The following is a 13,743-nucleotide window of genomic DNA, read 5'->3' as shown; positions in this document are numbered from 1 at the left end:
GCCACACCCGCACTGGCCATACGAGGAGGCACCGCATGAACCCGCTCGACCACGCACTGAGCCGCCGGAGCGCCGGCGCCCTGCTGCTGGGCGCCGCCGCCGGGCTGGCCCTGCCCGGCACCGCCCGTGCCGCCACCGTCGTCACCACGAACCAGACCGGCACCAACAACGGCTACTACTACTCGTTCTGGACCGACGCGCAGGGCACCGTCTCCATGACCCTGGGCTCCGGCGGCAACTACGGCACCAGCTGGCGCAACACCGGCAACTTCGTCTGCGGCAAGGGCTGGAGCACCGGCGCCCGCCGCAACGTGACCTACTCGGGCAGCTTCAGCCCGTCCGGCAACGGCTACCTGTCCCTCTACGGCTGGACGTCCAACCCGCTCGTCGAGTACTACATCGTCGACAACTGGGGCACCTACCGGCCCACCGGCACGTACAAGGGCAGCGTCACCAGCGACGGCGGTACCTACGACATCTACCTGACGACGCGGTACAACGCCCCGTCCGTCGAAGGCACCAAGACCTTCAACCAGTACTGGAGCGTCCGCCAGTCGAAGCGCACCGGCGGCACCATCACCACCGGCAACCACTTCGACGCCTGGGCCAGGGCCGGCATGCCCCTCGGCAGCTTCAGCTACTACCAGATCCTCGCGACCGAGGGCTACCAGAGCAGCGGCAGCTCCACCATCACGGTGGCGTGATGAGTGCCGTGTCGGGGCGCTCGTCACGCCCCTCGCCGGCGATCGCCGTCGCCCTCGCGCTGGCCGCCGCGGGCACGCTCGCCGTCGGCGCCGCCCCGGCCCACTCCGCCGGCTGCGCCGGTTACGTCGGTCTCACCTTCGACGACGGGCCGTCCACCGCCCACACGCCTGGCCTGCTCAGCGCCCTCAGGGCGAACGGGCTGCGGGCCACCCTGTTCAACGAGGGCCAGTACGCGGCCGCCTACCCGGCCCAGGTCCGGGCCGAGGTGAGCGCGGGCATGTGGGTCGGCAACCACAGCTACACCCACCCGCACCTGACCCAGGAGACCCAGGCGCAGATCGACTCGGAGATCTCCCGCACCCAGTCCGCCATAGCCGGCGCAGGTGGCGGCACTCCGGTGCTGTTCCGGCCGCCGTACGGCGAGACCAACACGACCGTGCGCACGGTCGAGGCCAAGTACGGGCTCACCGAGATCATCTGGGACGTCGACTCGCAGGACTGGAACGGCGCGAGCACCGACGCGATCGTGCAGGCGGTCTCCCGGCTCACCAACGGCCAGATCATCCTCATGCACGAATGGCCGGCCAACACGCTCACCGCGATCCCACGCATCGCGCAGACCCTCGCGGCCAAGGGCCTGTGCTCCGGACGCATCTCCCCGCAGACCGGCCGCGCGGTCGCGCCCTGAGAACAGCGGCACAAGTGGCGCGGCGGGCCGTCAACCGCCGCGCCACCCTCATGAGTTCGGATGAACGCGAAACCTCCGCACACGGTCCGCCACTAGGTTCGTGGGCGTGGACTACTACGACCTGGGCAGTCACAGCCGGCGCGTGACGACGACGTCCCCCGAGGCGCAGAGGTGGTTCGACCGGGGGCTGATCTGGACCTACGCCTTCAACCACGAGGAGGCCGTCCGCTGTTTCGAGGCGGCCGGTGCGGCGGACCCGGAATGCGCCATGGCCGACTGGGGCGTGGCCTACGCCCTCGGCCCCAACTACAACAAGCCCTGGGAGTTCTTCGACCAGGAGGACCTGGCGCACACGGTGGAGCGCACGCACGCCGCCGTGGAGCGCGCCCACGCCAAGGCCGCCCACGCGACCCCCGTGGAACGCGCCCTGGTCGAGGCGCTGCGCGCCCGCTACCCGCAGGCCGCGGCCCCGGACGCGGAGGCCTGTTCGGTGTGGAACACGGCGTACGCCGAGAGCATGCGCGGGGTGTACGAACAGGCACCCGACGACCTCGATGTCGCCACCCTGTACGCCGACGCCCTGATGAACATCACCCCCTGGCAGCTCTGGGACATCCGCAGCGGCCGACCCGCCGAGGGCGCCCGGACACCGGAAGCCAAGGCCGTGCTGGAACGGGCCCTCGACACCCGGGCGGGCACCCGCCACCCCGGCCTGCTGCACCTCTACATCCACCTGATGGAGATGTCACCCACGCCAGAGACCGCCCTGCCCGTCGCCGACCTGCTGCGCGACCTCGTCCCCGACGCCGGGCACCTCCAGCACATGCCCTCGCACCTGGAAGTCCTCTGCGGCGACTACCGGCGCGTGGTCTCCGACAACGCCGCGGCCGTCGCCGCCGACGAGAAGTACCACGCCCGCGCCGGCGCGATGAACTTCTACACCCTCTACCGCTGCCACAACCTCCACTTCCGGATCTACGGCGCGATGTTCCTGGGCCGTCTCCAGGACGCCCTCGCCACGGCCGAACGGCTCGAAGCCGCCGTACCGGAAGAGCTGCTGCGCGTGACGAGCCCGCCGATGGCCGACTGGCTGGAGGGCTTCCTGGCGATGCGGGTGCACGTCCTGATCCGGTTCGGCCGCTGGGACGACATCCTGCGCCTGCCGCTGCCCGCCGACCCCGGCCTGTACTGCGTGACCACCGCGATGCTGCACTACGCGCGCGGTGTCGCCCATTCCGCCACCGGCCGGATCGCCGAGGCCGAGGCGGACCGCGCCCGCTTCCGGGAGGCGGCCGCCGCCGTACCCGGGACCCGCATGCTGTTCAACAACACCTGCGCCGACATCCTGGCCATCGCCGCCGCCATGCTCGACGGTGAAATCGCCTACCGCAAGGGCGACTTCAACACGGCCTTCACCGAACTGCGCCGGTCGATCGACCTGGACGACAACCTTCCCTACGACGAACCCTGGGGCTGGATGCAGCCCACCCGGCACGCGTACGGCGCCCTGCTCCTGGAACGCGGCCGGGTCGAGGAGGCCGAGGCGGTCTACCGGGCCGACCTCGGCCTGGACGACACCCTGCCCCGGCCGTTGCAGCACCCCGGCAACGTCTGGTCCCTGCACGGCTTCCACGAATGCCTGCGGCGACTCGGCAGGGACGGTGAGGCACGGATCGTGGCCCAGCAGCTGAAGCTCGCGGCGGCGACGGCGGACGTACCGATCAACGCCTCCTGCTTCTGCCGTACCGACTGCTGTCGTACACCGTAGAGAGCCGGTTCAGAGGGTCCGCGCGACCAGCAGCGCCACGTCGTCGTGGTCGTCCGGGTGGCGCAGGCCGTGCAGCAGCAGGTCGCAGGTCTCCTCCAGCGGCCGGTCCGGCTCGTCCAGGAAGCCGAGCAGGACGCCGAGACGGTCGTCGATGGGATGGCGGCGGGTCTCGACGAGGCCGTCGGTGTAAAGGACCAGGAGGTCACCGGCGGCGAGGTCGACGGTGCTGGTCTCGAAGGGGACGCCGCCGACGCCGAGCGGGGCGCCCGACGGCAGTTCCAGCAGGGTCGGCGCCGCTCCGGAGTGCACCAGCGCGGGCGGCATATGGCCGGCGTTGGCGATCTCGAAGCGCCGGGTGCGCGGGTCGTACACCGCGTAGAGACAGGTGACGATGTAGTGCTCCAGGTCGCAGGTGATCTTGTCCAGGTGCTGGAGCACCGCGGCCGGCGGAAGCTCCAGGTCGGCATAGGCACAGGTGGCGGTACGCAGCCGGCCCATGGTGGCGGCCGCGTCGATGCCGTTGCCCATCACATCGCCGACGACCAGCGCGGTCCGGTCCTCCGAAAGCGGGATCACGTCGTACCAGTCGCCGCCGACCTCGCTGGTCGCCTGGGCGGGCTGGTAGCGGGAGGCCAGTTCGAGGCCCGTGTGGTGCGGCGGGTGGTCGGGGAGCAGGCTGCGCTGGAGGGTGAGGGCGGTGTTGCGGACGCTCTGGAACCAGCGGGCGTTGTCGATGGCCACGGCGGCCCGCCCGGCCAGCTCGGTGGCGAGCACCACGTCGTCCTCGTCGAAGGGCAGCGGATTGCGGGTGCGCTTGAGGTCGAGGGCGCCCAGCACCTCCCCGTGGGCGATCAGCGGCACGGCGAGATACGAGTGCACACCGGCCTGTGCCAGCAGTTCGCCCGCCTCGGAGTTGCGGGCGATGCGCGGCAGATCGTGTACGCCGACATGCGGGACCAGGACCGGCCGCGCGGTGTGCACACACAGCGTGACCAGCCGGTCTCCGTCGTAGGCCGCGAGGTCACCGGGCGGGTCGGCGGCCCGCAGCGCGACCGTCGGATGGGCGGCCTCCAGGGCGAGGGCACGAAACAGCTCCGGGCCGTTCTCCGGTCTGCGGGAGCGGCGCAGGGCCAGCGCCGAGTCCAGCACGTCCACCGCGACCACGTCCGCGAGGACCGGGGTGGCGATCTCGGCCAGCTCGTGCGCCGTGCGCTCCACCTCCAGCGAGGTGCCCACCCGGGCCGAGGCGTCCGCGATCAGGGCGAGCCGGCGCCGGGCCCGGTCGGCCTCGGCGGCCGCGCGGTGCCGCTCGGTGACGTCGACCACCGAGGTCGCCGCGCCCAGGACGCGGCCGCCGGGATCCTCCAGCCGGTAGAACGAGAGCGACCAGGCGTGCTCGTGCTCGGGATCGGTCGGCGGACGGCCCACGTGGTACTGGTCGAGGAGCGGGGTGCCGGTGGCGAGCACCTGGCGCAACGCCGATTCGACGCTGTCGATGTCGGGCAGCGCGAGAGTCTCCCGCAGATGGCGGCCGATGTGCTCCTCGGCGGGGACGCCGTCGATCCGCTCCAGCGCCGGGTTCACCAGCAGATAGCGCAGGTCCGGGTCGAGGAGGGCCAGGCCGATCGGTGACTGGTTGATCAGCCGCTCGCACAGCGCCAGGTCGGTCTCCACCCGCTGGAGCATGGAGTGGTCGGCCACGATGCCGAGCGCGTACACGTCGCCGAGATCGTCCAGCAGCCGCATGGTGCGGAACTCCATCAGCCGGCTGCCGCCGTCCTTGCGCCGGACCGGAAAGGCGCCGGCCCAGCTGCGGCCGGTCTCCAGCACCTCCATGAACATGTTCACCGCGGCCTTCAGATGCTCCGGGTGAATGAGCAGTCGCGCCGCGTTCTTGCACAGGGCCTCCTCGGCCGTGTAGCCGAAGAGTTCCTCGGCCTGCGGGGTCCAGAACACGATCCGGCCCTGCGAGTCCAGCGCCACCGCGGCCACGCTCAGCACGTCCAGCAGACCGGTCGGGCGCGCTCCGCCGGGGCCGTACCCGTCACTGTCGGGGCCGTCCGAGCCACCGGACCGCAGGAATCCCACAGCCATGCCGCAACCACCTCCACCGGCCGGCGGGCCGACACCGCCGCGACGGCACTTCCATGCTGCCCCCGGCCGCCCGACCGTGCCGACCCGGGCCGAGTACCCCGATCCGCGCGGGGCTCCCGCCCGCGCCCGCCGACCCCCGCCCGCGTTGCCCCCGGGGGCGATGCGCATCGGGTGGACAAGCAGGAACATTGGGGTACGTAGAGGATGTAGCCAATGGATTTTCCGCGAGAAGAATTCGACGTGCCGCCCACCATGGGTCCGCGCGACCTCGTCGACGCCTCCAGCGACGCGGCGGCGGTGCTGTCGGCCGAGGGCGTCGTGATCGGCTGGACCCGGGGCGCCGAGGCCCTGCTCGGCCGCCCGGCCGCCGAAGTGGTCGGACGTTCCGCGGCCGAGCTGCTCGCCGTGCGCGCCGACCCGGCCCGGGCCGCGGGCGTCGCCGAGCGCTGCCGTTCCGGCATGGGGTGGAGCGGGCTCATCCCGGTGCGGCACCGCGACGGCCACACCCTCGACGTGGACCTGCGGGTCTCCGCCGCCTTCCACATCGACGGCAACGAGTGCTTTCTCCTGTCCGCCCGTGAGCGGCGGCCGCAGTGGACGGTGGGCCAGTCCGTCCTCGACGGGTTCCTGACGCGCTCGCCGATCGGCCTGGCTCTGATGAACCCGGAGCTGCGCTACGTGTGGCTGAACGACACCCTGGAGCGCTTCGGCGGAGTGCCCCGGGAGCAGCGCCTGGGCCGCCGGCTGAGCGAACTGCTGCCCGGCCTGCAGGCGACCACCATCGAAGGCCTGATGCGCAAGGTGCTCACCACCCGGGAGCCGGTCAAGGACTACGAGTACCTCGGTTGGAGCTGGGCCGATCCGCACCGCCAACGCGCCTACTCCACCTCGTTCTTCCCGCTCGTCGACGCCGACGACTCGGTGACCGGCGTCTGCTACATGGTCTCCGACGTCACCGAGCGCTGGAACGCCCGCCAGCGGCTGTCGATGGTCAACGAGGCCGGCACCAGGATCGGCACCACCCTCGACGTGCTGCGCACCGCCCAGGAACTCGCCGACTTCGCCGTCCCCCGCTTCGCCGACTTCGTCATCGTCGATCTCCTGGAACCCGTCCTCAGCACCGAGGACCACGGCATCTGGCTGAGCGACGCAGGCCCGGCGCCCAGCGGGCCGGTGATGCGGCGTGCCGCACTGAAGTCCGTCCGTGACGGCAGCCCCGAGGCCGTGGCGCACATCGGCGACCCGGTGGACTTCCTGCCCCCGACGCACGGCATCGACCTGCTCATCAACGGCGAGCCGATCCTCATCCCCGAGCTCGACCCGGAGGACCCCCTGTGGCTCGCCGAGCAGCCGGAGCGGACCGCGCGTATGAAGGAGTTCGGACTGCACTCCCTCATCTCGGTCCCGATGCGGGCCCGCAACACCGCCCTGGGCCTCACCACGTTCGCCCGCTCGCTCAACCCGGTCTCCTTCCAGCCAGACGACGTCCTGCTCGCCCAGGAACTGGTCGCGCGGGCCGCCGTCTGCGTCGACAACGCCCGCCGCTACACCAGGGAGCACACGGCGGCCGTCACCCTGCAGCGCAGTCTGCTGCCGCAGGTCCTGACGGGCGGTACCGCGCTGGACGTGGCGTCCACCTATCTGCCGGCGGACGCGACGGACGGCGTCGGCGGTGACTGGTTCGACGTCATCCCCCTGTCCGGCGCCCGGGTCGGCCTGGTCGTCGGCGACGTGGTCGGCCACGGCCTCAGCGCGGCGGCCAGCATGGGCCGGCTGCGCACCGCCGTCCAGACGCTCGCCGACATGGAGTTGCCCCCCGACGAACTCCTCGCCCACCTCGACGATCTGGTGCTGCGGCTGGGGGAGGAGGAGAGCGGGAGCACGGTCTCCCAGGGCAGCACGGCCACGTTCGTCGGAGCGACCTGTCTGTACGCGGTCTACGACCCGGTGACCCGGCGGTGCTCCATGGCCCGGGCCGGACACCCGCCGCCGGTCGTCGTGGCACCCGACGGGCGGGCCTGGTTCGCCGAGATGCCCGCCGGACCGCCGCTCGGCCTCGGCGGCATGGCCTTCGAGGCCACCGAGATCGAACTCGCCGAGAACAGCCTCTTCGGGCTCTACACCGACGGCCTCATCGCAGGCGCCGACCATGACGTCGAACGCGGCATGGGCCGCCTCCGCGCCGCGCTGGCCGACCCCGCCGCCGACCTCGCCACGCTGTGCACGGCCGCCGTGCAGCAGCTGGTCCCCGTGCCCCAGCCCGACGACATCGCCCTGCTCCTGGCCCGCACCCACGCCCTGGGCGCCGACCATGTCGCCTCCTGGGAGGTGCCCGTGGACCCGGCCGCCGTCGCCGACGTGCGGGCCCGGGCGGCCCGCCAGGTGGTGGCGTGGGGCTACGACGAGCTGGCGGTGACCACCGAACTCATCGTCAGCGAACTGGTCACCAACGCCATCCGCTACGCCGAACCGCCCATCCGGCTGAAGCTGTTGCGGGACTCCCGGCTGACCTGCGAGGTCGCCGACGCCAGCAGCACCGCCCCCCGCCTGCGGCACGCCCGCAGCATGGACGAGGGCGGCCGCGGCCTCTTCCTGGTGGCCCAGCTCTCCCACCGCTGGGGAGCCCGCTACACCGGGGATGGCAAGATCATCTGGGCTGAGCAGGAGATCCCGCCGGACTAGGCTGCCCTGTCTGCCGCCGGGTTGGGCCAGGGCACGGTGCGGCGCCCGGCCGGCCCGTGGTGATCACTTGCCGGGCGAGTCCCCGCGGGGCGCGACGATGTCCAGGACGGCCATCATGCCCATGTCCTCGTGGTTGAGGATGTGGCAGTGCAGCACGGTCTTCCCGGTGAAGTCGGTGAAGTGGACGCGGATGACCGCCTTGCCGCGCACGGGCACGTCGATGGTGTCGTACCAGCCGTGGGACGGGTCGTGGGGCTTCCCGTCGATGCTCATCAGCTGGAAGTCGTTGGTGTGGAGGTGGAAGGAGTGGGTCTCGTCGGAGTCGTTGCGGATGGTCCACTCCTCGACGCTCTCGAGGGCGCTGGTGAAGTCGATCCGGTGCGGGTCGTACAGCCGGCCGTTGATGTAGAACTTCGTGCCCGCCTTGTTCTCCGTGAAGACGACGGTCTTGCGGGCCGCGATCGTCGCGTTGCTCAGGTCCTCGTGCGGGGCGATACCGGTCGGGAGGGCGGCGCGGCGCACGGGCGTACCGCCGGTGACGACCGTGGCGAGGTCGGTCCGGGGGAACTTGTTCCCGGCCGGGCCGGTGTCGTACGCGAGGGTCTCCAGCCGTGCGGTGCCGGGCGGGCCGCCCTGGACGAGGACGTCGAAGCGGGCCCCGGCCGCGATCACCAGGGTGTCCTGGTCGTACGCCTTGCGGACGGGGATGCCGTCCTGGGCGATCACCCGGAAGCGGAAGCCGGGGAGGTGGAGCTTGTAGTAGATGTTGGCCCCGATGTTGGCGAGCCGCCAGAGCTGGGTCTCGCCTGGCCGGATGTCGATCACCGGGTTCTGCCGGCCGTTGACGGTCCGGTTCGTGGGCGCCCCGATCTTGAGGGGGTGCGTCTTGATCGAATCGCCCTCGACCTGGAAGTCCTTGAGCGCGATCGTGTGCTCGGTGATGCCGCGCAGGGCCGGGGGCAGGTGCTGCTGGAGGCCTTCGACGACGATGACCCCCGACTCGCCGCCGGCGACCTGCGGCGCGGACATCATGTCCGCGTGCGAGTGATACCAGAAGGTGCCGGTCGGATGGTTGAACGGCAGCTGGTACCTGTAGTGGTACGAGTGGTTGTACTTGATGGCGATGAAGACGTCGTCGGAGGGAGCGCGCGGCGAGACGTGGAGGCCGTGCGTGTGCAGGTCGGTGTCCTGGTCGATGCGGTTGGTCATGGTGAGGTCGATGCGGTCGCCGGGGCGTACCCGCAGGGTGGGCGGCATGTACGCGCCGTTGTAGGTGGTGGCGTACAGCCTGCGGTCACCCACCCGCACCTTGCGGCGCTCCACGACGATGGCGGCCTTGAGAAGGCCGTTGCGGCTCACCAGCTCCGGCGGGTCCTGCAACCGCGGACCGGCCGCGGGGCGGTACCCGGCGTCCGGCGCGGGTCGCCGGGTGGAGTGGGCGTCTCCCGTCGTGGTCCGGTCCCCGCAGCCGGCCAACCAGCCGGTGGTGAGGAGCAGGCCGGCGACCGGCCAGGCCAGCGTGGAACGGATGCGGGACCGGGTCACATCTCTCCCAGGTAAGCCGGGCGACCGGGCGGCGCTGCCACGCCCGAGGTTTCGACGTCACGACGGTCCGGCCGACGGTCCGTCAGCCGGAATGTAAGAGGGAGGCACCCCGTCGCTCGAGGTGCCACGCTCACGAAGCTGCGGCAACCACGCGCGGCGGCAGGGCTTTCACGCGGATGGCGGCGTGGGAGCGGCCGGCCGGCCGGGCGGGGAGTGGGACGGATGTCCGAGGCTCTGTCGAATTCGCACGTTTGGCCGTACGCTGTCAATTCCGAAGGATTCGGCAGCAATTGGGGGAGCCGCCATGTCCGGGGACGCGTACGGTCCGCATCAGGGACCGCCGAATCAGGAGCCTCCGAACCAGGGACCTCCGTTTCAAGGGCCGCCGAGCCAAGGGCCTCCGAACCAGGAGCCTCCGTTTCAAGGGCCGCCGGATCAAGGACATCCCCCACAGGGACCGTCCGGCCACGGGTTCCCGGACCAGGGTTTCGCCGGCCAGGGCTCCCTGGGGCAGGGGTTCTCGGACCAGGGAGGTCCGGGGCAGGGGTTCTCGGGTCAGGGGTTCTCGCGGCCGGGCTTCCCGGCCCCGGGTTCGCTCGTCCCGCCGATGCCGTCGAGTCCGCCGCCCGCTCCGCCGGACGCCCTGCGTGCCGCCGCCGTGGCCCTGCTCAATCTGACCGGGCTCGGCCTCGGCTATCTGCTCGTCCGAAGATGGCTCCCGCTGGCCGTGTGCCTGGCGGCGACCGTCGTCCTGCTGCTCGTCGCGCTTCCCGCGGACGCCGACGGCGTGCCCGGATCCGCGCTCGTCGTCTATGCCGTGTTCCTGCTGCTCGCGGCCCTTCACGGTGCGTTCGTCGGCCTGCGCACCCGGCTGGTGTGGCCGGGACAGCGGCCCCTCGCGCTCGCGTTGGGCGTGGTCCTCCTCGCCGTCCCGGTGGGCGGCGCGCTCTGGTACGACAGCGCCCAGCGGGAAGCCGTCGAACGCGCGCTTCTCGACCGTCTCGACGGCGCCGACGAACGCGTCGACGCGGCCCGGCAGAAGGACTTCGCCACCGCCAAGTCCGAGTACCAGGACGCCCTGGCCGTCTACCGCGACCTCGCGGTCCACCACTCCGGCTCCCGGGCCGCCGCCCAGGTCCCCGACCGCATGAAGACGTACTACACGACGGTCGCGGCGGCCTACGGCCACCAGGACTACTGCGCGGCGGTCGAACCGCTGAAATACCTGCGGACGGTGCCCGACTCCATACCCAGGGACCAGCTCGGCACGCTCACGCACTGGCCCGACGACCGGCTGGCCACCTCGCTGTACGAGTGCGGAGCGGGCGGCCTGGCCGACGGCGGGGGCGACTGGGTCCCCCGGTTCGGCGAACTCCTGAGCACCTTCCCCGGCTCCGACCAGGCCGCCAAGGTCGTCCCCGCCGTGGACACGGCCGAGAAGAAGGCGGCGAAGGCCGTCGCAGGGAAGGATCCCTGTGGCGCCGTCAAGCAGCTGCGCACGCTGAACACCCAGATCGGCCAGCTGTCGAACGGGACCGGCGCCGAGACCGACGGCCTGGTCAAGGTCGCTGACCGGGCCGAGCACAGCGGTGACTCGGGGGAGTACGCGTGCGGCGTCAAGCAGTACCGGGACGGCGACTTCGCGCAGGCGCAGCAGACCATGCGGCAGTTCGTCACCGACAGCCCGCACGACAGGAACCGCGACCGCGCCCGCAAGATCGCCATCGGCGCCGAGGTCGCCCAGACCCTCCCGGCCGCCGGCAAGAAGCTGCCCACCACGGCATCCGGCGGCGGCATCTCGGTGACCGTCAGGAACGACAGCCCCGACGAGATCACCGTTCTCTACACCGGTCCGGTCACCGGCAGCTTCACCCTCGGGCCGTGCGGCAGCTGCGAGGCGTACTCGTTCGCCAGCTCGCTGCTCCCCGGCTGGGAGCCGTGCGGCGACAGCGGCAAGAACTACCCGCAGCACACGATCAGCCTCCCGCCCGGCACCACGTACTTCGTGCACAAACCGAAGAACGACAGCACGGCCACCCCGGGCTCCGACACCGCCAAACTGCGCTACGGCTACATCTACACGGAGTGCGCGTACACGACACAGGCACTGGGGTCGACCTACTAGGCGGGCTGCTCGGCAGAGGTGGTGCCGGTACTGCTGCCCGGCGATCGCGGTGAGCTGCCCGAGCCGGTCGCCGCGGCTGTCCGCCCGCTGGGCGCCGCACCTGTGGCCCGCCCGCCAGGCGACGACAGAACGCGCCGGACGGGCGCGTGGCCGCCGGCCGGGTGCCCGCGGTCCGGCGGCCTTCTCCGGGGCGCGGTGGGGCAGGCGTCAGCGGCGTTCACCTTAGGTTGCAGGTCCAAGGGCATCTCCGCAGGCCACGCCTCGGTATACGGTCCGTAGCGCTCGCCCCGACATAACTGGCCCACGTCAATGAAGATTCCGGCCGAACCCACCGCGCAGGCGCCGCGCGGCCGGCCGACGGGATCGACATGACCGGGTCCGCGCTGTCGGACCGGCGGTAGAGCCGCGGTGCGCCAGTCGATCGGGAGTCGACAGGTCGCCGATCACCGCCCCAGCACGTCGCCCTGTCACTCCACTGCTTCGAGGTGCCCTGTGGCCATGCCCTCTCCTGCCGCGTCCCCGTCCGCGCCGCCCGACACGGGCCCCCGGCACATCACGGTCACCGTCGTGCTGGCCTGCCTGGGCGTGTTCGTCTCCTACCTGCCGGTCGTCGGTGTCTCCGTCGCGCTTCCGGTCATGCAACAGGCACTCGACGCCTCCACGGTGGGGCTCCAGTGGATCACCGACGCCTTCATCCTGCCGACCGCGGCACTGCTGCTGACCTGCGGCATGGTGGGTGACCTGTACGGCCGTAAGAAGACGTATCTGGCCGGGCTGGTGCTGTTCTGCCTCGGCTGCCTGGTGTGCCTGACCGCCGGCAGCGTCGTCCAGGTCTGTGTGGGCCAGGCGCTCACCGGCGTCGGCACGGCCGCGCTGCTGCCGTCCACGCTCGCCCTGATCGGCCATGTCATCCCGGACCCCCGCAGGCGCGCCCGGGCGATAGCCCTGTGGACGGCCGCACTCGGCCTCGGACTCACCCTCGGCCCGGTGGTCAACGGCGTCATCGTGGAGCACGCTAGCTGGCGGTGGATCTTCCTGCCCTCGCTCGTCCTCGCCGTGGTCACGGCCGTGATCGGCGCCGTCGTACTGACCGACTCCCGCGCCGAGCGCGAACGCCACCTGGACATCCCCGGGCAGCTACTGGCCGTCGTCGCCATCACCGGACTCGTCTACGGCGTCATCGAGGGCGGCAGCGACGGCTGGTCGTCGGCCCGGGCGGTGATCGCCTTCGTGGCCGCCGCGGTCGGCGCGGTCGGCTTCGTCCTCGTGGAACTCCGGTCCTCCTGCCCGATGCTGGACATGCGCCTGTTCAGGTCGGCGGCGTTCTCGGGAGCGGCGCTCGTCATGGCCGTCACCCTGTTCGCCCAGGTCGGCCTTGTCTTCGCGCTGAGCGAGTACTTCGGGCTCGTGCACCACGCCTCGACGCTGGACATCGGCATCCGCCTCATCGCCATCAACGGCTTCACGGTGGTGCTCGGCCCGCTGGTCGGGCGGCTGATGAACCGGGCCACGCCCGGCCTGCTGCTGGTCACCGGCCTGGTGATCGGCGGAATCGGCGCCCTCATCATGAACGTCTTCCAGGCCGACACCGGCACCGGCGAGGCCGCCCTGGTCATCGGCGTGCTCGGCATCGGCATCGCGCTGGCCATGGCGCCGATCACCACCATCGCCATGGACGCCCTGCCGCACCGGCTCGGTGGCACCGCCGCCGCGGCCAACAGCGCGCTCCGTCAGATCGGCAGCGCCCTCGGCCCGGCCGTCTTCGGCGTCATCCTCACCCATCGCACCCTGGCCACCCTGCCCGGACACCTCGCCTCGTCCGGGCTGAGCCCCGCCGACCAGGGGCAGGTCGGCGGACTGGTGTCCGGCGTGGGTATCCAGGCGGGAGCCTTCCTGCACCTGAAGACCCCCGAGAGCACCGGACAGGCCCAGGCCGCCTACGGCGCGAGCTTCACCGACGCCCTGCACACCTGCGCCCTCGTCGGCGGGATCGGCATGCTGGTGGCCGCGGTCATCGCCGTGGCCCTGATCGGCATCCGCCCGGCACGGGCCCCGCAGGCCACGGCGGAAGCGACGGCACACCCCGCCGGGGCCGCGAGCTGACGCGCACCGCGAGCGGCCGGCCGTCCGACGACG

The 13,743-nt window shown here is 71.7% G+C and carries 7 protein-coding genes and 1 pseudogene; 6 read left to right on the top strand and 2 right to left on the bottom strand.

All coding sequences use genetic code 11. From position 1 onward, the window contains the following. Positions 1-35: 35 nt before the first annotated feature. From ABZ642_RS06480 to ABZ642_RS06470, 3 genes and pseudogenes are all read left to right on the top strand, one after another. Positions 36-704 (top strand): glycoside hydrolase family 11 protein, encoded by a 669-nt coding sequence (locus ABZ642_RS06480; RefSeq protein WP_360478073.1) that lies wholly within the window; start codon positions 36-38, stop codon positions 702-704. Then, a pseudogene (locus ABZ642_RS06475) lies at positions 704-1,390 on the top strand (polysaccharide deacetylase family protein); the annotation flags it as partial. The gene ABZ642_RS06480 and the pseudogene ABZ642_RS06475, both read left to right, overlap by 1 nt. Positions 1,391-1,499: 109 nt before the next feature. Next, entirely contained in the window at positions 1,500-3,161 is a 1,662-nt protein-coding gene (locus ABZ642_RS06470; RefSeq protein ID WP_360478070.1) for a hypothetical protein, read from the top strand. Positions 3,162-3,170: 9 nt separating this feature from the next. Here the strand turns inward: ABZ642_RS06470 and ABZ642_RS06465 are convergent, their stop codons facing one another. Then, positions 3,171-5,255: a SpoIIE family protein phosphatase gene (locus ABZ642_RS06465; RefSeq protein ID WP_360478067.1), complete on the bottom strand. Its 2,085-nt coding sequence runs from the start codon at positions 5,253-5,255 to the stop codon at positions 3,171-3,173. A 252-nt stretch (positions 5,256-5,507) separates the two neighbouring features. On the opposite strand from ABZ642_RS06465, the gene ABZ642_RS06460 reads away from it, so the two are divergent. Further along, positions 5,508-7,937: a SpoIIE family protein phosphatase gene (locus ABZ642_RS06460; protein WP_360478893.1), complete on the top strand. Its 2,430-nt coding sequence runs from the start codon at positions 5,508-5,510 to the stop codon at positions 7,935-7,937. Positions 7,938-8,000: 63 nt separating this feature from the next. Here ABZ642_RS06460 and ABZ642_RS06455 read toward each other — a convergent pair whose 3' ends face one another. Continuing rightward, a complete protein-coding gene (locus ABZ642_RS06455) occupies positions 8,001-9,482 on the bottom strand; it encodes a multicopper oxidase family protein (protein ID WP_360478064.1) in 1,482 nt (493 codons plus the stop codon). Positions 9,483-10,089: 607 nt separating this feature from the next. Between ABZ642_RS06455 and ABZ642_RS06450 the strand changes: the two genes are divergently transcribed. After that, complete coding sequence (locus ABZ642_RS06450; RefSeq protein WP_360478061.1) at positions 10,090-11,607, top strand: hypothetical protein; 1,518 nt, start codon at positions 10,090-10,092, stop codon at positions 11,605-11,607. A gap of 498 nt (positions 11,608-12,105) precedes the next feature. Further along, on the top strand, positions 12,106-13,710 hold the full coding sequence (locus ABZ642_RS06445; RefSeq protein ID WP_360478058.1) for an MFS transporter: 1,605 nt from the start codon (positions 12,106-12,108) through the stop codon (positions 13,708-13,710). Positions 13,711-13,743 lie beyond the last annotated feature (33 nt).

It is taken from the genome of Streptomyces sp. NPDC007157 (genome assembly GCF_040634235.1).
GTDB lineage: Bacteria > Actinomycetota > Actinomycetes > Streptomycetales > Streptomycetaceae > Streptomyces.
The sequence above is the reverse complement of the archived record's forward strand: the minus strand, read 5'-3'. Positions and strand labels throughout refer to the sequence as shown.